Here is a 20065-nt window from a genome sequence, read left to right on the forward strand (position 1 = left end):
GTCCCCGCTCGGGTGGCGGTGCGCCCCGATTGCTGATAGCTCTTGACGGATGACCTGGCATGACGGCCCGACGGGCGGCGACCCCCACCGGTTCGGCACCGACGCGTTCTACGCCTCGCTCGGCCGCGCCTTCGTCGCCATGTGCGCCGTCGTGCCGGTGCTGTTCCTCATCGAGGCCGTCGACGTCGGCCTGGGCGCCGACCTCGACGTCACCGCCGGCATCATCCCGCACCACATCCAGGGGCTGGACGGCATCTTCTTCTCGCCGTTCCTGCACGCCGGCTGGAACCACCTCTACAGCAACAGCATCCCGCTGATCCTGCTCGGCACCTTCGTGCTGGCCGCCGGCACCCGCCGGTTCCTCTGGTCCACGCTGGTGATCATCCTGGTCAGCGGCCTGGGGGTGTGGTTCACCGGCTCCCCCAACTCGGTGGTGGTCGGCGCGAGCGGCGTGATCTTCGGCTACCTCGGCATCCTGCTCACCCGCGGCATCGTCGAGCGCAGCTGGTGGAACTTCGCCGTGGTGCTCCTGGTCGGCCTGCTCTACGGCTGGCAGTTGCTCGGCATCCTCCCCACCGACGAGCGCATCTCCTGGCAGGGGCACCTGTTCGGGCTGCTCGGCGGGGCCGTCGCCGCGATCCTGTTCCGCCGCCGACCGGCGGAGACTGCGGGGCCCGACCGGCTCGGGTCACCCCCGGTCACCATGCCCTGACGGCACGTCCACCCGCCGGCGGGACGTGCTTGCCCGCGGCCACCGGCCCGCCTACCGTCGAGATCAGCACGCGTTGATCCCCTGGCGAAGTGACGGGACGGTACGCCATGCGCGAGGTCGATGTCGCCGTGATCGGGGCCGGCCCCGCCGGGCTGTTCGCCGCCTACTACGCCGGGTTCCGCGGGCTCTCCGTGGCCGTGATCGACGCGCTGCCCGAGCCGGGTGGCCAGGTCACCGCCATGTACCCGGAGAAGCTGATCCTCGACGTCGCCGGGTTCCCGGCCATCAAGGGGCGGGAGCTGGTGGCCAACCTGGTCGCCCAGGCCGCCCCCTTCCGCCCGGAGTACCTGCTCGGGGTGCGCGCGGAGAAGCTGTCGTACCTGGACGGGCGGCCGGTGCTCGGGCTGGCCGGCGGTGACCAGCTGCACTGCGGCGCGGTGCTGGTCACCGGGGGGCTGGGCAGCTTCACGCCCCGGCCGCTGCCGGTCGCGGACAGCTTCGTGGGCGCCGGGATCGTCTACTTCGTACCGCAGCCGACCGAGCTGACCGGCCGGGACGTGCTGATCGTGGGCGGCGGCGACTCCGCGTTCGACTGGGCCGTGACGCTGGCCCCGATCGCCCGCTCGGTGACCCTGGTGCACCGGCGGGACCGGTTCCGCGCGCACGCCTCGACCGTCGACCGGGTGCGCGCGCTGCCGGTGCGGATCGTGGTCAACGGCGAGGTGAGCCGGCTGCACGGGGAGGACCGGGTCACCGGCGCCGAGCTGACCGTACGCGGCGGCGCCGTGGAGACCCTGCCGGTGGACACCGTGGTGGCCGCGCTCGGGTTCACCGCCGACCTCGGTCCGCTCGCCGAGTGGGGGCTGAACCTGGACCGGCGGCACATCGTGGTCGACAGAGCGATGGCCACCAACCTGCCCCGGGTCTTCGCGGCCGGGGACATCACCGAGTACCCGGGCAAGGTCCGGCTGATCGCCACCGGCTTCGGCGAGGCGGCCACCGCGATCAACAACGCGGCGGTCGTCATCGACCCGAGCGCCCACCTCTTCCCGGGCCACTCCTCCGACGGCACCTGACCGGCGGCACCACCGGGGCTCAGGCGGCGGGCAGGCCGATCAGGTCGGCCATCAGCCCGGTCTGGTGGTCGAAGTACTCGTCGCGGTGCGGCAGGGTCCGGTTGATCCGGCCGAACAGCTCGAAGCTGATCAAGCCGAAGAGCTGGGTCCAGCCGGACATGCCCCGGGCCAGCAGCGCGGGCGGCACCTCCACGGCGAGCAGGGCGGCCAGCTCGGCCACGTCCGACCGCAGCGGTTCGGGCAGCTCCTCGCCGGACGGGTCGAGCCGGCCGGCTGCCACCCCGTCGCGGAGGATGCCGACCAGCGTCACCGGGGGGCGCTGGGCCGGCGCCACGGTGTCGTCCGGGGCCGCGTAGCCGGGGACGGGGCTGCCGTAGAGCAGGGCGTACTCGGCGGGGTGGGCCAGCGCCCAGGCCCGGGCGGCGCGGCAGGCGGCGTGCCAGCGCCCGCGCAGGTCGGTCCGGTCGGTGCCGGCGTCGGCCGCCTCGACCGCGTCGCCGAGCGCCTCGTACGCGTCGAGGATCAGCGCGGTGAGCAGGTCGTCGCGGCTGGGGAAGTAGCGGTAGATCGCCGAGGAGACCATGCCCATGTCCCGGGCGACCGCGCGGAGCGAGAGGTTCGCGCCGTCGGTGGCCAGGTGGCGGCGGGCAACCGCCTTGATCTCGTCGATCATGCCGGCCCGGACCCGGGCGCGGAGCGAGGGAGCGACCATGCCTCCACTCTGCCACGGATGAGAGCGGCAATCAAAACCGAGAGCACTGCTCTTGACGAACGGGCCGGGACCAGTCATGCTCTGTTGCGAGAGAGCGCTGCTCTCGAATTGGATTCCTGCTTCGAAGGATGACCCTCATGGCCCTGCACGTGATCGTCGGCGCCGGACCCGTCGGCACCGCCACCGCCCGCCTCCTCGCCGAGCGCGGCGACCGGGTGCGGGTAGTGACCCGCCGCGGCACCGGACCCGCGCACCCGGCGATCGAACGGATCGCCGCCGACGCCGCCGACGCGGACCGGCTGACGGCGCTGACCGAGGGCGCGGTGGCGCTGCACAACTGCGCCAACCCGGCGTACCACCGGTGGCCGCTGGACTGGCCGCCGCTGGCCGCCGCGCTGCTCACCGCCGCCGAGCGGACCGGCGCGGTGCTCGCCACCGTCGGCAACCTCTACGGGTACGGCCCCGTCGACACCCCGATGACCGAGGCGACCCCGCTCGCCGCGACCGGCACCAAGGGGCGGGTCCGCAACCGGATGTGGGCCGAGGCGCTGGCCGCGCACCGGGCCGGCCGGGCCCGGATCACCGAGGTACGCGGCTCCGACTACCTGGGCGCGGAGGGGACCTCGCTGGCCATGATGGTGCTGCCCCGGGTGCTCGCCGGGCAGCGGGCGTTCCTGCCGGTCGACTGGGACGCCCCGCACACCTGGACGTACATTCCCGACGTCGCCCGCACCCTGGTCGTCGCCGCTACCGACGAGCGGGCCTGGGGGCGGGCCTGGCACGTGCCCAGCGCGCCCGCGGTGTCGATGCGGGACCTGGCCGGTCGGGCGGCGGCCCTGGTCGGGGCGCCTGCGCCGCGCCTGACCCGGATGCGGTACCCGGTGCTCTGGCTCGGCGGGCTGACCAACCCGTTCGTGCGGGAACTGCGGGAGACCGCGTACCAGTTCGCCCGGCCGTACGTGATGGACTCGACCGCCGCCACCGCCACGCTCGGCGTCGAGCCGACCCCGCTCGACCGGGCGGTCAAGGAGACGGTGGCGGCGCTGCGCGGTTGACCGGCCGCGGGGTTGGCCCGACCGCGGCGACCAGCACCGCGACCAGGGTCAGCGCCGCCCCCAGCAGGGTGGTCGGCGTGGGGTGCGAGGCGGCGGTGGGCAGCAGCGCGTCCAGCAGGACGGCGCCGACGATCTGCCCGGCGATGGTGGCCAGGCCGAGCAGCAGCACGCCGGTGAACCGGACGATGGCGGCGGCCAGCGCGATGAACACGATGCCGATGGGACCGCCCAGGTAGAGCCACGGCTCGGCCGGGAAACCGCCGGCCGGGCGGCCGCGGACCGCCACCTCCACCGCGAAGGTGACGAGCAACGCCACCGTGCCGACGGTGAAGTTGACCAGCGTGGCGGTCAGGGCGCTGCCGGCGGCCCCCCGGACCCGGCCGTTCACCGCCTGCTGCCAGGCGATGCCCACCCCGGCCGCCATCGGGAGCAGGGCCAGCGCCAGGGCGCCCGGGTCGCCGAGCCGGTCGCCCACCGCCAGCAGCACGGCCAGCACGGTGAGCACCGCGCCGACCAGCCGGTTCGGGGTGACCGACTGCCGCCCGGTCGGGCCGATGCCGGCCCGGTCGACCAGCAGGCTGCTGCCGGACTGCCCGGCCACCACGGCGACCGTGAACACGGCCACGCCGAGGGTGCCGATGGTCAGCCCCTGGGTGGCGACCAGGAAGGCGCCGCAGACCCCGCCGAGGCACTGCCACGGCCGCAGCGAGCCGTCCCGGAGCGCGGCCCGCAGGGCGGCCAGTCCCCGCCGGCCACCGGGGGTGGCGGGGACCAGCACCAGCAGCACCAGCAGGCCCAGGCCGAACGAGACCACCGCGGCGGCGATCCCGTCGGCCAGCCGTACGCCGAGTTCTCCGTTGATCCGGGACTGGACGGCCACCGCGAGCCCCGAGGCGGTGGCCAGCCCGGTGCCGGCGATCCGCCGCGCGGCCGGCAGCGTCGGGGGCGCCGCCGTCCCGGTCGCGATCACTCCTGCTCGGCCAGGGGACGCCCGTCGAAGTCGACGGCCGAGTAGAGCGCGAGCTTCTCCAGCCGGTGGTAGGAGTCGATCACCCGGATCGTGCCGCTCTTGGAGCGCATCACGATCGACTGGGTGTACGCCCCGCCCGCCCGGTAGCGCACGCCGCGCAGCAGGTCGCCCGAGGTCACCCCGGTGGCCACGAAGAAGCAGTTGTCGCCGGTGACCAGGTCGTCGGTGAAGAGCACCCGGTCCAGGTCGTGCCCGGCGGCCAGCGCCTTCTCCCGCTCCTCGGCGTCCTTGGGCCAGAGCTTGGCCTGCATCATGCCGCCCATGCACTTCAGCGCGCAGGCCGCGGTGATGCCCTCCGGGGTGCCGCCGATGCCCATCAGCACGTCGACGTCCGACTCGCCCCGGGCCGCCGCGATGGCCCCGGCGATGTCGCCGTCGGAGATGAACCGGATGCCTGCCCCGGTCCGCCGGATCTGCTTCACCAGGTCGTCGTGGCGCGACCGGTCCAGCACGCAGACCGTCACCTCGGCGGCGTCGGTGCCCTTGACCTTGGCGATCCGGCGGATGTTCTCGGCCACCCCGGCGTTGATGTCGACCACGTCGGCGTACATCGGGCCGACGGCCAGCTTCTCCATGTAGAAGACGGCGCTCGGGTCGAACATCGCGCCCCGCTCGGCCACCGCGAGCACGGCGAGCGCGTTCGGCATGCCCTTGCTCATCAGCGTGGTGCCGTCGATCGGGTCGACCGCCACGTCCACCTCGGGACCGGTCCCGTCGCCGACCTCCTCGCCGTTGAAGAGCATCGGGGCGTTGTCCTTCTCGCCCTCGCCGATCACCACGACACCGCGCATCGGGATCGAGTTGATGAGCTTGCGCATGGCGTCGACGGCGGCTCCGTCGCCGCCCTCCTTGTCGCCCCGGCCGACCCAGCGGCCGGCGGCCATGGCCGCGGCCTCGGTGACCCGGACCAGATCGAGGGCGAGGTTACGGTCGAGATCCTGCGGGGTCCGCGTCCTGGTGGTTGTCATGACGGCTTCCTCCTCGCGACGTTGCGGGGTGGACCGGCGGGATGCGGCCGTCGCCGCCGCCGGCTTTGTCGCTGATCCTCACACGATCGCAGGTTCGATGCGGGAGCGGGGCGGAGGAGGCCAGGATCACGTCACCCGGACGGCTGCGAGAATGGTCGGGTGGAACCCGCACAGCCTGTCGACCGCGTACCGACCGACGCCACCCCGCCGGACGGCCAGCCGCCGGTGCGGCCGACCGCCGGGGCGACCCCGCCGGCCGGCGAACCGGCCCTGGTCGAGTCGAGCGCGCCCGCGCCGCCGGCCGACGCCGGGGAGCACCCCGCGCCGCCCGCGCGGAAGGAGAAGGCCCGGTCCGAGCGGTCGCCGAAGGACATGGCGTTGTCGCTGCTGGTGCTGCTGGTCCCGATCGCCCTGCTGCTCGCCTTCTACCGGGGCTTCCTCGGCGGGGACGCGCCGGTCACCGTCGACCCGGCGCCCGCCTTCGAGCAGGCCCGCTCGGCCAACGCCTTCCCGGTCGCCGAGCCGCAGGGGCTGGGCTCGGACTGGCGTACGGTCAGTGCCCGCTACCAGGCCGAATCCGGCGGCGGGACGCTGCGCATCGGCTACCTGACCCCGGAGGGCCGGGGCGCCCAGCTGGTGGAGAGCAACGTGCCGGCGGAGAAGCTGCTGCCGGCCGAGCTGAGCGAAGGTCAGCCGCAGGGCCCGGCCGACCTGCCCGGCGGCGCGAGCTGGCAGCGGTACACCGCCCGGGGCAACGAGCAGGCCCTCGTCCTGCTGGAGTCGAACCGCACGGTGCTGGTGGTCGGTGACGCCGGAGAGGCGGAGCTGCGCGAGCTGGCCACGGCGCTGCGCTGAACCGCTCCCGTCGCCGGTGCCCCCCCGGGGTCGTTGCCGGTCCGCTAGGCTGCCCGGGCCCGACAAACCGGTACGCGTGACGCGTCCCGGACACAACCGGAAAGAGATCGACGTGAACATTCGACGGTGGAGCGTCGGCGTCCTCGCCGCCGCCCTGTTCGTCCCCGGTCTGGCCGCCTGCAAGACCGAGGCCGACTCGCCGACCGCCGACAGCAAGTCCACCGCCCCGGCGGTGCCCGCGGACCCGAAGGAGGCGCTGGCCGCCTCCACCAAGGAGATCCAGCAGGGCAACTTCAGCTTCGCCATCAAGGGGGGCGAGTTCAACGGCGAGGGCAAGGTGCACATGCCGTCCAAGAGCGCCGAGATGAAGATGTCCAGCGGCGCGACCGCCGGCGACGACATCTCGATGACCATGCACATGGTGTTCATCGACACCGACAGCTGGCTCAAGCTCGACCTGGACGGCGCGATGGCCGACGCCATCCCGGGCTTCAAGGCGACCAAGGGCAAGTACCAGCACCTGGACCGCACCAAGGTCAAGGACGCGGACGAGCTGAACTTCGACTTCAGCGACGTGGACCCGGCCGGCAGCGACAAGATGATCAAGGCGATCACCGACGTCAAGAAGACCGGCGAGGGCACCTACGAGGGCACCATCGACGCCACCAAGGCCGCCGACTCGGACCTGCTCGACGCCGAGACCCTCAAGGCCCTCGGCACCAAGGCCAGCGCCGTGCCGTTCACCGCCAAGCTCGACGCGCAGGGTCGGCTGAGCGAGTTCGCCGTGCAGGTGCCGGCCGCCGGCGCCGCCGAGGCGCAGGCCGTGACCGTCACCTACGCCGACTACGGCACCGCCACGGCGGTGCAGGCCCCGCCGGCCGCCCAGGTCGTCGAGGCGCCCGCCAGCCTCTACGAGATGTTCAAGGGCTGATCCGGGAGCGGTCGGGGACGGCTCAGGGCGTCCCCGACCGCCGCCCGCCGGCACCGGAGGTCACCCTCCGTGGACCGGACAGGGATTGCGGAACACCGCTTCAGGGAACAGAAGGGGGCACGAGCCCGCCGGGGCCGACCACACCGGCCGGACCGGGTTCGTGCGCCGGAGCCGCCGTCCGGGCTGCGGCGCCCCGACTCCGGCACCTCCGTGGGCCGGACGACCCACCTGGAGAGGTTGACGTGAACATTCGACGCTTCAGCGCCGCCGCGTTCGCCGCGGCGCTGCTCATCCCCGGCCTGGCCGCGTGCAACGACAACGGGACCGCCGGGGCCGGTGCCTCCGCGACCCCGGCCGCCTCGGGCAGCATCGCACCGAGCGGCACGCCCGCCGGCGACGCCAAGCAGGCCCTGCTCGACTCCACCAACGCGATCCGCGACGGGAACTTCCGGTTCACCATGTCCGGCGCGGGCTCCACCGCCGAGGGGCAGGTGCACGAGCCCAGCCAGAGCGCCGAGATGCGGATGACCATCGGCGACCCGTCGTCGGACCTGATGATGAAGCTGGACCTGATCCACTACAAGCCCGACAGCTGGGTCAAGCTGGAGCTGGGCGGCAAGGCCGCGGCCAGCGTGCCCGGGCTGAAGAACCTCAACCTCGGCAAGTACCAGCACCTGGACCAGACCCGGATCCAGGGCAACCGGGCGCTCGGCTTCGACTTCGACCAGGTCGACCCGGCCGGCAGCGCGGTGCTGACCAAGGGCGTCACCGAGGTGCGGCAGACGGGCGACGGCGCGTACGCGGGCACCGTCGACGTGTCGAAGGCGGCCGAGGCGGGCTCCCTCGACCCGGCCGTGATCACCGCGCTCGGCGCGCAGGCCCAGTCGGTGCCGTTCACCGCCAAGGTCGACCCGCAGGGCCGGCTCAGCGAGCTGGTGCTCCAGATCCCGGCCGCCGGGAACAGCGCCGCGCAGGACGTGAAGATCAGCTACTCCGACTACGGCAACGCCGCCGCCGCGCAGAAGCCCCCGGCCGACCAGGTCGTCGAGGCGCCGGCCGAGTTCTACAACCTGTTCAACTGAGCGTGCCGGCGGGACGGCTCCGGCCGTCCCGCCGCTCAGTCCTCGGCGCGCTGCCGGGCGGCGTCGATCCGGGCCCGGGCGCCGTCTAGCCAGCGCTGGCAGATCCCGGCGAGCTGCTCGCCGCGCTCCCAGAGCGCCAGCGACTCCTCCAGCGAGGTGCCGCCCGCCTCCAGCCGCTCGACCACCGAGGCCAGCTCGGCCCGGGCCTGCTCGTAGCTGAGCTGCTCGTCCTTCTTCGTGTCAGTCATCGGGTCCCATTCCATCAGCCGTCCACGGTGGCGGTCAGCTCGCCCTCGGCGAGGCGGATCCGCAGCGGGTCGCCCTTGGCCACCTCGGACGCGGCGCGGACCACGTGGCCGTCCGCGCGCTGGACGATGGCGTAGCCCCGGTCGAGGGTGGCCGCGGGGGAGAGGGCGCGCAGCCGCGCCAGGGTGTGCCGCAGATCGTCGCCGGCGGCGCCGAGCCGGTGGTCCAGGCAGCGGCCGGCCCGGTCGCGCAGCGCGGCCACATCGGTGCCGCGCTGGTCGACCATCACCTGCGGGCGGGCCAGCACCGGCCGGGAGCGCAGCAGGTCCAACCGGTGCTGCTCCCGGTCGACCAGGTTGCGCACCGCCCGCTCCAGCCGGGACCGGGCCTGGCCGATGAGGCGTACCTCCTCGGCGAGGTCGGGCACGATCCGCTTGGCCGCGTCGGTCGGCGTCGACGCGCGTACGTCGGCGACGTAGTCGAGCAGCGGCGTGTCGGTCTCGTGGCCGATCGCGCTGACCACCGGCGTGCGGCAGGCGAAGACCGCCCGGCAGAGCGCCTCGTCGGAGAAGGGCAGCAGGTCCTCGATGCCGCCGCCGCCCCGGGCGATGATGATCACGTCGATCGTCGGGTCGGCGTCGAGCACCTTGAGCGCGCCGACGATGTCGGGCACCGCGCTCGGCCCCTGCACCGCCACGTTGATTGTCCGGAACTCCACGGCCGGCCAGCGGCGGCGCGCGTTGGTCAGCACGTCCCGCTCGGCGGCCGAGGCGCGGCCGGTGATCAACCCGATCCGGCCCGGCAGGAACGGCGGCCGGCGCTTGCGGGACCGGTCGAAGAGGCCCTCGGCGGCCAGCAGCTTCTTGAGCTTCTCCAGCCGGGCCAGCAGCTCGCCCAGCCCGACCTGGCGGATCTCGTCGGCGCGCAGGCTGAGCGTGCCCCGGGCGGCGTAGAACTCGGGTTTGGCGTGCAGCACCACCCGGGCGCCCTCGCTCAGCTCCGGCGCGCCCGCGTCGAGCACGTCGCGGTTGGTGGTGACGGTCAGGCTGAGATCAGCCGACGGGTCACGCAGGGTGAGGAACACGGTGCTCGCCCCCGGCCGCCGGCTGATCTGCGCGATCTGACCGTCGACCCACACCCACCCCAGCCGGGCGATCCAGGCCCCGATCTTCTGGCTGACCACCCGGACCGGCCACGGCTCCTCGGACGTGCTCCGATCCGCTTCGCTCACCCGCCCACCCTAAGGCCCACCCCCGACGAGGCCCGCGTCGATCATGAGGTTGACGGCGATGTCGATCTCCGGAGCCGCCGCAAACCTCATGATCGACAGCTCGGGCGGCGGCGACGAGCGCGCTGCCGGTGCAGAACGGGCACGTACGATGGTCGGGTGACTGATGCTGAGACGACTCCCCGGACCGGCAAGCGCGTGCTCCTGGCCAAGCCCCGCGGCTACTGCGCGGGCGTGGACCGGGCGGTGCAGACCGTCGAGGAGGCGCTGAAGCTCTACGGCGCGCCGATCTACGTCCGCAAGCAGATCGTGCACAACAAGCACGTGGTGCAGACGCTGGAGGCCAAGGGCGCGATCTTCGTGGAGGAGAACGAGGAGGTGCCGGAGGGCGCCACCGTCATCTTCTCCGCGCACGGCGTGGCCCCCGAGGTCTACGAGCAGGCCAGGGCGCGCTCCCTCAAGGCGATCGACGCGACCTGCCCGCTGGTCACCAAGGTGCACCACGAGGCCCGGCGGTTCGCCGCCGAGGACTACGACATCCTGCTCATCGGCCACGAGGGGCACGAAGAGGTCGTCGGCACCGCCGGTGAGGCGCCCGCGCACATCCAGCTGGTGGACGGCCCGGACGGCGCCGACAAGATCACCGTGCGCGACCCGGAGAAGGTCGTCTGGCTCTCCCAGACCACCCTCTCGGTCGACGAGACCCTGGAGACGGTGGCTCGGCTCAAGCAGCGGCTGCCGCTGCTCCAGTCGCCGCCCAGTGACGACATCTGCTACGCCACCTCCAACCGGCAGCACGTGGTGAAGGAGATCGCCCCGGACTGCGACGTGGTGATCGTGGTGGGCTCGCGGAACTCGTCCAACTCGGTCCGCCTGGTCGAGGTGGCGCTGGACGCCGGCGCCCGGGCCGGCTACCTGGTCGACTTCGCCCACGAGATCGACGACGCCTGGCTGGCGGGGGCCCGCACCGTGGGGCTGACCTCGGGCGCCAGCGTGCCGGACGAGCTGGTCCAGCAGGTGCTCGCGCACCTGGCCGAGCGCGGCTTCGCCGACGTCGAGGAGATCACCACCGCCAACGAGCGGCTGACCTTCTCGCTGCCGCAGGAGCTCAAGCGCGACCTGAAGGCCGCGGCGGCCCGCGGCTGACCGGCCGGAACGAAACCGCCGCCGACCACGTCCAACCGGTCATGAAGACTCCTCGGACGGTGCTCGTCGCCCTGCTCGCCGGCGCGGCGCTGACCGCCTGCGCCGGCCCCGGCAGCGAGCCCGGCGACCCCAGCCCGACGGGGCCCACCCCGGTGACCAGCCAGCCCGATCCAGGCCTCAGCCCGACAGGAGCCGCCCCGGTGACCAGCCAGCCCGACCCCGGCCCCAGCATCGGCCCGAGCCGCCCGAATCCCACCTGGAAGGGCGGCCCGTCGAAGCCGCCCGGCCCCGGCGCCACCACCCTCACCGGGACGATCCGCGCCGGCGTCGAGCCGAACTGCCTGCTGATCGACGACAACCTGCTGATCGGCGGCCCGCGCGACCTGCTCAAGCCCGGCACCCGGGTCGAGGTCACCGGCCGCGCGGAGCCGGGCATGATGACCACCTGCCAGCAGGGCACCCCCTTCGTCGTCGAATCCGCCCGCCGCGCCTGACCCGCACCGGGGAACCCGGGCCGGAAACGGAGGAGCCCCGCTCCCGGGTGGGGGCGGGGCTCCTGGCGTCAGCGGGTCAGTTGACCGCACCGATCTCCACCGAGCCGCGGCCGACGACCGCGCCCTCGATGGTGGTGACGGCCAGGTCACCGTAGAGCTCCCGGCCGGCGGCCGGGCTGGACTTGGCGGTCACCGTACCGGTCAGGGTGGCGGTGGCGCCGTTGGCCAGGGCCAGCGGGGTGCTGGGGGCGGAGAGCGAACCCAGCGCCGGGGCGGCGAACGAGTCGCGGTAGTCGTACGCGGTGGTCGGGTCGCTCATCGCGTAGCCGTCCACGACCACCCGGTAGGTGCCGGCGGCCGGGTTGGACAGGGTGACCGCCTCCTCCGAGTCACCGTCGGCCGACTGGCCCACCCGGGTCGCGCCGAGGAAGACCGACAGGTCCAGGTCGGCGCTCAGGTCGGACGGGTTGCCGATCCGGGCGGTGAACGAGGCGGCCCCCGCCGGGACGTCGACCGTGTATTCCTGGCGACCGCCCTGGGCGATGCTCGGCCGCTCGGCGTGCACGCTGGCCAGCGGGCCGCCGACGCCGGTCACCTGGACCGGGCCGAAGGTGTTGGTCAGGCCCCAGCTCACCTCGGTCGGGGTGCCGGCGGTCACCGACGGCAGCTCGACCACGGCCGGCTCGACCGTGATGCCCTGCACCCGCGCCTGGAGCTGGAACGGGTTGTCCAGCGCCGGCGAGGTACGCCGGGCCTCGACCTCGATCTCCCAGACGCCCGGGATCGGGTTCTGGTAGTCCCGCTCCTGCGGCTTGCAGGCGGCGGCGTCGGAGAAGTTGGTGTAGCAGGCGGTGCTCGCGGTGCTCTCGACCGGCACGCCGTACGGGTTGAAGGCGAGGAACCGGGTCTGCGAGCCGGTGGCGATGCCGGAGAGGTTGACCTGGAGCGCGCCCGCGCCCTCCGGAACCGTCACGAAGTACGACGTGAAGCCGTTGCGCTCGACCGAGCCCTCCGCGGAGAACGAGTAGGCCGGGGCGGAGACCGCCGTCGGGGCGACGACGACGGTGGCGACCTCGAAGTCGACCACCGAGGTGGCCGGGTCGTCGACGGTCATGATTGCGCCGTGCGCGCCGGCGGTCAGCGGCTTGGCCTTCACCTTGACGGTGACGGTCTTGTTGAGCGGCAGCCACACGACCGCCGGGGCCGAGAAGGTGCCGTCGTTGCCGCGGAAGGCGACGGTGTGCTTGAGACCCTTGTTCGGGCCGCTGGTGCGGGTCAGCTTGACCTCGTAGTAGCGGCTCTCCTTGACCTTCTGCCCGCCCTCACCGGCCGCGCAGCGGTTGTAGATGCCGGTGCCCACGTTCGGGTTCGGCTCGAACACGCCGGAGTCCTTGTTGTACTTCGTCAGGTTCCCCGACAGCTCGGTGCAGACCGGGGCCGCGGAGGTGTAGGTCCGGGTCTGCACGCCCGCGGCCAGCAGGTTCCACGCGCCCGGCACGTTGAACATGCCGTAGCCCTGTGCGTACGTCGGAACGCCCGCGATCGGCTTGGCGGAGGTGTAGATGGCGCGGCGCAGCGCGGCCGGGGTGACCCCCTTGTCGGTCGCCTTGGCCGCCGACAGCAGCAGCGCGGCGGCGCCGGTGGCCTGCGGCGAGGCCATCGAGGTGCCGTTCAGCATCTGGTAGCCCGGGGGCAGCGGGTAGCCGGCCTCGGGGACCGGGTTGCCGGGCTGCCAGGTCGGCGCGGTGGAGATGGCCGAGCCGGGGGCGGTGACGTTGGGCTTGAAGCCGCCGTCCTCACGCGGGCCGCGCGAGGAGAAGTTGAACAGCGCGTTCTGCTTGCGGACCACCGAGCCGTAGTTGGCCAGCCAGGTGTCCTTGCTGACGTTCGCGGCCACGCTCACCACGTTGCTGGCGACCGACGGGTCGCCGACGGTGTTCAGGCCCGGGCCGGAGTTGCCGGCCGAGATGAACATCTGCACGCCGTAGGTGGTGATCAGCTCGTCGTAGAGGTTGGCGCGGGCGTTGGCGCCGTCGTTCAGCGCCGGCAGGCCGCCGATCGACATGTTGACCACGTCGACCTTGCGGTTGACCACCAGGTCGACCATGCCGGTGGTGAGCGCCGCGGCGGTGCAGCCGCCGCCCCACGAGCAGGCCCGGGCGGAGACCAGCTTGGCGCCCGGGGCGGCGCCGTCGAGGGCGCTGTTGCCCAGCATGTCGTTGGCGGCGGTGATGCCGGCGACGTGGGTGCCGTGGGTCGCCTCGATGATGCCGATGTTGACGTAGTCGTAGTACGGGCCGGCCTGGCCGTCAGCCGGCGCGATGTCCACGTTCCGGCGGTACTCGACCACGAACGGGATCTGCTCGCGCACCGCGGTGGCCGGGTTGTCCGTGCCGAAGTGGCCGACCTGGAACTTCTCCTTGTACGGCCGCATCGACTCGTCGTCGGTGAAGTCGTTGTTCTGGTTGGCGTCGACCCGGATGTCGCCGTTCACCGGGTTGTAGAGGATGCCCCAGAAGTCGGTGGTGTCACCGTCGCGGTTGACGTCGCCCCGCGCGTCGTCCAGCGCGGTGATGTTCTCGCGGAAGACGTTGAACTTGTAGGCGCCGGCCGGCGCGGTCCAGGTGCCCAGCGTGTTGGTGAACGAGGGGCCCGCCACGTCGCTGGCCATCGCGCGCCAGGAGGCGTCCTCCAGCGGGTCCGTCGCCGTGACCCAGTCGACGATCTTGCGCTCGCCGGTGGTGGTCTTCTGCAGCGCCGGCTGGTCCAGGTCCACCCCGGAGTCCATGATGCCGATGGTGACGCCGCGGCCGTCCCACTCCGGGTGCGCGGCCTTGAAGGCCTCCGCGCCGGTCTCGTTGGTCGGCATGTACGGGTTGACCGCGCCGGTGTCGGCGCCGGGGCCGGCCAGGGTCTCGCCCTGCTCGGCGGTCTTCGCGCCGGCCGGTGCGGCCTCGGGGGCCGGGTCGGGGAGCTTGATGGTCTCGTCGAGGTCGACGGCGGAGACGCCGGGGAGCGTCGCGGCCTTGAGGACCTTCGCGGTCGGGACCTTGGCCAGCACGTAGCCGACCTGGTCGTAGCGCTGGCTCACCGAGGCGCCCAGGCCGGCCAGCCCGTCGGCGACCTTCTTGGCCGAGCCCTTCTTGGCGGCGATGATCAGGGTGACGGTCGGAGCGTGCTTCGCCTCCGCCTCGTCCAGCAGCTTGGCGTCGTGGGCGCCCAGCGTCTCGGCCGCGGTCGGCTGCGAGGCGTCGGGGGCGGCGGCGGGGGCTGCGCTCGCGGTCGCGGCGCCACCCCCGACGGTCATGGCGCCGGCCGCCAGGACCGATGCGAAGAGCGCGGCGGAGGTACGCCTGCTCCGGTTGCGGGGTTGACTCACGTTCTCTTCCTCCAGAGAACAGGGCCCTACAGAAACAGGGCACACGTGACCGTGATCCTTCGGCCTGGCCCTGTCGGTGTCACTACTCCGAAGTAGGTTGTGACCAGTCCGTGACTAGGATCGGTCGTCATCGTCACGTGCCGTGTGTCAACCGTCGATGCCCGCCGGCCGTTCGGCCGATGTGGACATGCCCTCGACCAGCTCCGGGGCCTGCGGCTGGCGGGGGGCCAGCTCGACCTGCGCCGGGGCGACCAGCTCCTGGTCCGACACGCCCAGCTCGGCCAGCTTGCGGGCGCTGACCAGCACCCGCGCCTCCAGCGAGCCGACCGCCCGGTTGTAGGCGGTGACCGCCCCGCTCAGCGCGCCGCCGAGCTTGCCGACGTGGTCGCCCAGGGTGGACAGCCGCCCGTAGAGCTCGCGGGCCAGCGAGTGGACGGTGGCCGCGTTGCGGGCCAGCGCCTCCTGCCGCCAGGAGTAGGCCACCGTGCGCAACAGCGCCACCAGGGTGGCGGGCGTGGCCAGCACCACGTTGCGGGCGAAGGCGTGCTCCAGCAGGGACGGATCGCGCTGCAACGCCACGTCGAGGAACGGGTCGGCCGGCACGAACAGCACCACGAAGTCCGGGGTCTGGTCGAACGCCGCCCAGTAGGTCTTGGCGGCCAGCCCGTCGACGTGCGCCCGCAGGTGCCGCGCGTGCGCGTCGAGGTGGGTGTCCCGCCCCCGCTCGTCGCGCGCCTCCATGGCGGTCAGGTAGGCCTCGAACGGCGCCTTGGCGTCGACCACCACCGTCCGGCCGCCGTGCAACCGGACCACCAGGTCGGGGCGGACCCCCTGGTGCTCGGTGGCCGCGGTGACCTGTTCGCTGAAGTCGCAGTGCTCCAGCATGCCGGCCGCCTCGACGATCCGGCGGAGCTGGTGCTCACCCCAGCGGCCGCGCACCTGCGGGGCGCGCAGCGCCGCGACGAGCTGCTTGGTCTCGGTGCGCAGCTCGCCGGAGACCGCGCTCATCGACCGCACCTGTTCCCGCAGCTCGGCGTAGGCGTCGACCCGGTCCCGCTCCAGCTCGGCGACCCGCTGCTCGTAGCGGCGGAGGGTGTCGTGCAGCGGCGCCACCGCCCGGGCCACCGCCTCCTGGGACTGCGCGGTCGCCTCGTAGCTGAGCGCCCGCATCGACTGCTCCAGCCGCCCCTCACCCTCCCGGGTGGCGGCCAGGGTCGCCTCCAGCCGGGCGATCTCGGTCGCCGAGCGGGACCGGGCGGCCAGCCAGCCCACCGCGCCGCCCGCGGCGAGGCAGAGCACCACCACGGCCAGCGTCGAGAAGCTCATGCCGAAGAGCTTGCCAAACGGGTACGACGTGCGCCCGCTGGGTACGTTCGAGGTCATGGAGGTTGCCCTGTGGGTGGTCCTGATCCTGATGCTCGGAGGTGCACTGGTGTTCTGGCGGTGGGGGAGCAGGTCCCGGCGGGCCACCGAGCTGGCCGACGCCCGCGCTGAGGCGCAGCGCTGGTACGAGCGGCTCGGCGGGCAGCTGATGAACCTGCACGGGGACGCCCCGGCGGTCCGCCAGGCGCTCGCCGACGCGGGCGAGCGCTACAACGCCGCCGGTTCCCAGCTGGAGCAGGCGAGCACGCCGCACCAGTTCGCGCTGGCCCGGGAGACGGCGCTGGAGGGGCTGGCGTACATCCGGGCGGCGCGGACCGCGCTGGGCATCGACCCGGGCCCGGACCTGCCCCCGCTGGCCGCGGCCCGCGGCGCGGGCATGCTCACCAAGGAGCGCGAGGTCAACGTGCAGGGGCAGACCTACCGGGCCGGCCCTCAGCCGGGGAACCAGACTCCCTACTACTATCCGGGCGGAAACTGGCAGGGCCGCCCGGTGCCGGCCGGCTGGTACTCGACGCCGTGGTGGAAGACCGCGCTCGGCACCGGGGCCGGCGTGCTCGGCGGCATCCTGATCGCCGACGCGCTCTTCTCGCCCGCGTTCGCCGACCCGGGCTACGGCTCCGAGGCCGGCTACCAGGAGGGCTCCAACGACGGCCAGGACCAGGGCGGGGACTACGGCGACCAAGGCCAGGACCAGGGCGACCAGGGTCAGGACTACGGCGACCAGGGTCAGGATCTCGCCGGCCAGGGCGACTACGCCGCCAGCCAGGGTGACTACGGTGGCGGGGACTTCGGCGGCGACTTCGGTGGCGGCGACTTCGGCGGTGGGGACTTCGGTGGCGGCGACTTCGGTGGCGGCGGCGACTGGTAGCCCAGCGCACGGATGACGAAGGCCCCGGTCGGTGCGACCGGGGCCTTCCTCGTCGACCGGGGTCAGCCGGTGTTGCGCATGCCGGCGGCGATGCCGTTGACCGTGGTCAACAGCGCCCGCTCCAGCGCCGTACCGTCGTTGGGGGCGCGGCGGCCGCCCGGCGCGGTGGCCACCGCGCGGCCCGCGGCGCCGGACTCCCGGTACTGGCGCAGCAGCGCCACCTGGAGGTGGTGCAGCGGCTCCAGGTAGGTGTCCCGCACGGCGAGGGTGCGCTGGAGCACGGGCGAGTTGTCCAGCAGGGCGGGTGAGGCGGTGATCGCCAGCACCTCCTGCTTGGTCAGCTCGTACTCCTGCTCGATCTTCTCGAAGATCGGGTGCAGCTTCCTCGGAACCAGCGTCTCGACATAGCGCCGGGCGATGGACAGGTCGGTCTTGGTCAGCATCATTTCGACGTTCGACAGGAACGTGCGGAAGAAGTGCCAGTTCCGGTTCATCTCGGCGAGCACGTCCTCGAGCCCGGCCGCCCGCGCGGCGGCCAGCCCGGAGCCCACGCCGAACCAGCCGGGCACGATCTGCCGGGTCTGCGTCCAGCCGAACACCCAGGGGATGGCCCGCAGGCCGGACAGCCCGGCGCCGGTGTTCGGCCGCTTCGCCGGCCGGGAGCCGATGTTCAGCGCCCCGAGCAGTTCGGTGGGGGTGGAGGCCCAGAAGTAGGCCGGCAGGTCCGGGTCCTCGACCAGCGACCGGTAGGACCGGAACGCCGACTCGGAGACGACGTCCATGGTCGCGTCCCAGCGCTCCAGCATCTCGGCCGGCTGCCGGGGCCCGGTGTGCAGCAGCGTCGCCTGGAGCACCGCCGCCACGGTCAGCTCCAGGTTCTCCCGGGCCAGCGCGGGCAGCGTGTACTTGTCGGAGATGACCTCGCCCTGCTCGGTCACCTTGATCGCGCCGTCGAGCGTGCCGTACGGCTGGGCCAGGATGGCGTCGTGGGTGGGGCCGCCGCCCCGGCCGACCGTGCCGCCCCGGCCGTGGAAGAGCCGCAGGTGTACGCCGTGCCGGGCGGCCACGTCCCGCAGCGCGCGCTGGGCCCGGTGGATGGACCACTGGCTGGTGGTGATGCCGGCCTCCTTGTTGGAGTCGGAGTAACCCAGCATCACCTCCTGCACGTCGCCGCGGGCCGCCACCAGCGCCCGGTAGGCCGGCAGGGACAGCAGCTCGTCGAGCAGTTCGCCGCCGGCGTTCAGCTCGGCCGGGGTCTCCAGCAGCGGCACGAAGCCGATCCGGGCCCGGCCGCTGTGCGCGTCGACCAGGCCGGCCTCGCGGGCCAGCACGACCGCGGCGAGCACGTCGTCCACGCCGAGGGTCATCGAGATGATGTACGACTCGATCACCTCGGCGCCGAACCGGTCCTGCGCCTCGCGGATCGCCCCGAACACGTCGAACGTTTTCTGCGCCGCCTCGGTGAGCGGGCTGTCCAGGGTGGAGAGCGGCCGGCGGCCGGCCAGCTCGTCGGCGAGCAGCTTGGTGCGCTCCAGCCGGGTCAGTGACGGGTAGTCGGACACCTCGCCGACCGCCGTGTAGAGCTGGGCGAGCACCGCGTGGTGCGCCTCGGCGTGCTCGCGGACGTCCATGGTCGCCAGGTGCAGCCCGAACGCGGAGACCGTACGGATGGTCGAGGCGAGCCGACCCACGGCGGTGAGCTGCCCCGAGTTGCGGGCCAGCGAGGCGCGCAGCAGCTCCAGGTCGGCGATCAGCTCGGCCGAGCCGCGGTAGTCCCGCCCCGGCACGTGCGGGGTGCCGGCGCGCAGCCGCTCCCGGGTGTTGGCCAGCTTGGCCTTCACGCACCGGGCCTTGAGCCGGTAGGGCTCCTCGGCGTTGACCCGCCGGAACCGGGGCGCCACCTCGGGCAGCGCGTCCAGGTCGGTGGCGAGGCTGGCGGAGAGGTCGAGGGACACCGCGCGCAGCCGGCGGGACACGCTGACCTCGTTGATTAGCTGGTCCATGGCCTTCTCGGTGGCCTCGATGCCGTGCTCGTGCTGGATGCGCAGCACCTCGCGGGTGACCGCCGGGGTGACGAACGGGTTGCCGTCCCGGTCGCCGCCGATCCAGGTGCCGAAGGTCAGCGGGCGGGCGGTCGGCGAGGTCTCCACGCCGAGGGTGCGCAGCGTGTCGGCGAGGTCGTCGAGGACCTGCGGGGCGGCCTCGGCGTGCAGGTCGCGCAGGTAGTAGATGGCGTTGCGGGCCTCGTCGGTCGGGTCCGGCCGGTCCAGCCGCAGCTCGTCGGTCTGCCACATCAGGTCGAGCAGCTCGGCCAGGCGCCGGTTGGCCGGCCCCTCGTCGCTGGCGCCGTAGAGGATCGCGTTGGCGGTCTCGGCGTCCAGCTCGTCGGCGACGGCGCGCAGCTTCGACAGGATGGACCGGCGGGCCGCCTCGGTGGGGTGGGCGGTGAAGACCGGGCGTACCGCGAGCCGACGGGCCGCGGCGGCGATCTCCTCGGCCGGCACCCCGCGCTCGGCGATCATCTTGGCCGCCTGGTCCAGCCAGCCGCCGTGCATGGCCCGCCGCCGGCGCAGGTCGCGGGCCCGGTGCACCTGCTCGGTGATGTTGGCCAGGTGGAAGTAGGTGGAGAAGGCCCGGGCCAGCTTGGTGCCGGTGGTGACGTCGAGCCCGCCGAGGCGCTGGGCGGCGGCCGGCGGGTCGGAGCGGACCTGGGCGCGGATCTCCTCGACCAGGTCGAGCAGCGGCCGGCCCTCCTGCCGGGCGAGGGTCTGCCCGAGCAGCGTGCCGAGGCGGCGGATGTCGGCCCGGAGAGCGGCGTCGGGGCCGTCGTGGTCGTGCTGGTCGGTCACGGTGCGCTCCTTACGCGAGTACGAAGGACAGCGCTGTCCGACTCCCTGGAT

General features: G+C 73.3%; 17 protein-coding genes. 9 read left to right on the forward strand and 8 right to left on the reverse strand.

Annotation, left to right across the window (positions count from 1 at the left end; translation table 11 throughout):
• Positions 1-49: 49 nt before the first annotated feature.
• Together AB0F68_RS11120 and AB0F68_RS11125 are read left to right on the forward strand one after the other, a co-directional pair.
• Entirely contained in the window at positions 50-712 is a 663-nt protein-coding gene (locus tag AB0F68_RS11120; RefSeq protein ID WP_357335191.1) for a rhomboid family intramembrane serine protease, read from the forward strand.
• A 107-nt stretch (positions 713-819) separates the two neighbouring features.
• On the forward strand, positions 820-1788 hold the full coding sequence (locus AB0F68_RS11125; protein WP_357335384.1) for an NAD(P)/FAD-dependent oxidoreductase: 969 nt from the start codon (positions 820-822) through the stop codon (positions 1786-1788).
• 19 nt (positions 1789-1807) lie between these two features.
• On the opposite strand, the gene AB0F68_RS11130 is transcribed toward AB0F68_RS11125, so the two are convergent.
• The gene (locus tag AB0F68_RS11130; RefSeq protein WP_357335193.1) at positions 1808-2500 is read right to left on the reverse strand and encodes a TetR/AcrR family transcriptional regulator; all 693 of its coding nucleotides are present in this window, start codon (positions 2498-2500) and stop codon (positions 1808-1810) included.
• Positions 2501-2637: 137 nt separating this feature from the next.
• On the opposite strand from AB0F68_RS11130, the gene AB0F68_RS11135 reads away from it, so the two are divergent.
• Positions 2638-3555 carry an NAD-dependent epimerase/dehydratase family protein gene (locus tag AB0F68_RS11135; protein ID WP_357335196.1) on the forward strand — a complete coding sequence of 306 codons (918 nt, stop codon included), beginning with the start codon at positions 2638-2640 and terminating at the stop codon, positions 3553-3555.
• On the opposite strand, the gene AB0F68_RS11140 is transcribed toward AB0F68_RS11135, so the two are convergent.
• Positions 3524-4492 carry a DMT family transporter gene (locus AB0F68_RS11140; protein ID WP_357335387.1) on the reverse strand — a complete coding sequence of 323 codons (969 nt, stop codon included), beginning with the start codon at positions 4490-4492 and terminating at the stop codon, positions 3524-3526. The two genes, AB0F68_RS11135 and AB0F68_RS11140, sit on opposite strands and share 32 nt — an antisense overlap.
• Positions 4493-4521: 29 nt before the next feature.
• Complete coding sequence (gene glpX, locus AB0F68_RS11145) at positions 4522-5553, reverse strand: class II fructose-bisphosphatase (RefSeq protein WP_357335198.1); 1032 nt, start codon at positions 5551-5553, stop codon at positions 4522-4524.
• A gap of 159 nt (positions 5554-5712) precedes the next feature.
• Between glpX and AB0F68_RS11150 the strand changes: the two genes are divergently transcribed.
• From AB0F68_RS11150 to AB0F68_RS11160, 3 genes are all read left to right on the forward strand, one after another.
• Positions 5713-6408 carry a DUF4245 family protein gene (locus AB0F68_RS11150; protein WP_357335199.1) on the forward strand — a complete coding sequence of 232 codons (696 nt, stop codon included), beginning with the start codon at positions 5713-5715 and terminating at the stop codon, positions 6406-6408.
• Positions 6409-6520: 112 nt separating this feature from the next.
• Positions 6521-7339, forward strand: coding sequence for a hypothetical protein (locus AB0F68_RS11155; protein ID WP_357335200.1), 819 nt, complete (start codon positions 6521-6523; stop codon positions 7337-7339).
• A 242-nt stretch (positions 7340-7581) separates the two neighbouring features.
• A complete protein-coding gene (locus tag AB0F68_RS11160) occupies positions 7582-8421 on the forward strand; it encodes a hypothetical protein (protein WP_357335202.1) in 840 nt (279 codons plus the stop codon).
• A 35-nt stretch (positions 8422-8456) separates the two neighbouring features.
• On the opposite strand, the gene AB0F68_RS11165 is transcribed toward AB0F68_RS11160, so the two are convergent.
• Together AB0F68_RS11165 and xseA are read right to left on the reverse strand one after the other, a co-directional pair.
• Positions 8457-8669 carry an exodeoxyribonuclease VII small subunit gene (locus AB0F68_RS11165; protein WP_357335205.1) on the reverse strand — a complete coding sequence of 71 codons (213 nt, stop codon included), beginning with the start codon at positions 8667-8669 and terminating at the stop codon, positions 8457-8459.
• Positions 8670-8683: 14 nt separating this feature from the next.
• Positions 8684-9898 (reverse strand): exodeoxyribonuclease VII large subunit, encoded by a 1215-nt coding sequence (gene xseA, locus AB0F68_RS11170; protein WP_357335207.1) that lies wholly within the window; start codon positions 9896-9898, stop codon positions 8684-8686.
• A gap of 156 nt (positions 9899-10054) precedes the next feature.
• Here xseA and AB0F68_RS11175 point away from each other — a divergent pair, with 156 nt between their 5' ends.
• Together AB0F68_RS11175 and AB0F68_RS11180 are read left to right on the forward strand one after the other, a co-directional pair.
• Positions 10055-11041: a 4-hydroxy-3-methylbut-2-enyl diphosphate reductase gene (locus tag AB0F68_RS11175; protein ID WP_357335209.1), complete on the forward strand. Its 987-nt coding sequence runs from the start codon at positions 10055-10057 to the stop codon at positions 11039-11041.
• A 41-nt stretch (positions 11042-11082) separates the two neighbouring features.
• Positions 11083-11535: a hypothetical protein gene (locus AB0F68_RS11180; RefSeq protein ID WP_357335211.1), complete on the forward strand. Its 453-nt coding sequence runs from the start codon at positions 11083-11085 to the stop codon at positions 11533-11535.
• A 76-nt stretch (positions 11536-11611) separates the two neighbouring features.
• On the opposite strand, the gene AB0F68_RS11185 is transcribed toward AB0F68_RS11180, so the two are convergent.
• Complete coding sequence (locus tag AB0F68_RS11185; protein WP_357335213.1) at positions 11612-14914, reverse strand: S8 family serine peptidase; 3303 nt, start codon at positions 14912-14914, stop codon at positions 11612-11614.
• A gap of 147 nt (positions 14915-15061) precedes the next feature.
• Positions 15062-16240, reverse strand: a complete 1179-nt coding sequence (locus tag AB0F68_RS11190) for a DNA recombination protein RmuC (protein WP_357335389.1) — start codon at positions 16238-16240, stop codon at positions 15062-15064.
• Between the two features lie 55 nt (positions 16241-16295).
• Here AB0F68_RS11190 and AB0F68_RS11195 point away from each other — a divergent pair, with 55 nt between their 5' ends.
• On the forward strand, positions 16296-17165 hold the full coding sequence (locus AB0F68_RS11195) for a hypothetical protein (protein WP_357335215.1): 870 nt from the start codon (positions 16296-16298) through the stop codon (positions 17163-17165).
• A 62-nt stretch (positions 17166-17227) separates the two neighbouring features.
• Here the strand turns inward: AB0F68_RS11195 and ppc are convergent, their stop codons facing one another.
• Entirely contained in the window at positions 17228-20014 is a 2787-nt protein-coding gene (gene ppc, locus AB0F68_RS11200) for a phosphoenolpyruvate carboxylase (RefSeq protein ID WP_357335217.1), read from the reverse strand.
• Positions 20015-20065: the final 51 nt, after the last annotated feature.

It is taken from the genome of Micromonospora sp. NPDC023966 (assembly GCF_040639095.1).
In the GTDB taxonomy this organism is placed as follows: domain Bacteria; phylum Actinomycetota; class Actinomycetes; order Mycobacteriales; family Micromonosporaceae; genus Micromonospora.

Bases quoted from the DNA above. Each gene is read 5' to 3' on its own strand.
- AB0F68_RS11120 (WP_357335191.1), top strand. From the start codon at position 50: ATGACCTGGCATGACGGCCCGACGGGCGGCGACCCCCACCGGTTCGGC.
- AB0F68_RS11165 (WP_357335205.1), bottom strand. From the start codon at position 8,669: ATGACTGACACGAAGAAGGACGAGCAGCTCAGCTACGAGCAGGCCCGG.
- AB0F68_RS11125 (WP_357335384.1), top strand. From the start codon at position 820: ATGCGCGAGGTCGATGTCGCCGTGATCGGGGCCGGCCCCGCCGGGCTG.
- AB0F68_RS11135 (WP_357335196.1), top strand. From the start codon at position 2,638: ATGGCCCTGCACGTGATCGTCGGCGCCGGACCCGTCGGCACCGCCACC.
- glpX (WP_357335198.1), bottom strand. From the start codon at position 5,553: ATGACAACCACCAGGACGCGGACCCCGCAGGATCTCGACCGTAACCTC.
- AB0F68_RS11180 (WP_357335211.1), top strand. From the start codon at position 11,083: ATGAAGACTCCTCGGACGGTGCTCGTCGCCCTGCTCGCCGGCGCGGCG.
- AB0F68_RS11195 (WP_357335215.1), top strand. From the start codon at position 16,296: ATGGAGGTTGCCCTGTGGGTGGTCCTGATCCTGATGCTCGGAGGTGCA.
- AB0F68_RS11190 (WP_357335389.1), bottom strand. From the start codon at position 16,240: ATGAGCTTCTCGACGCTGGCCGTGGTGGTGCTCTGCCTCGCCGCGGGC.
- AB0F68_RS11130 (WP_357335193.1), bottom strand. From the start codon at position 2,500: ATGGTCGCTCCCTCGCTCCGCGCCCGGGTCCGGGCCGGCATGATCGAC.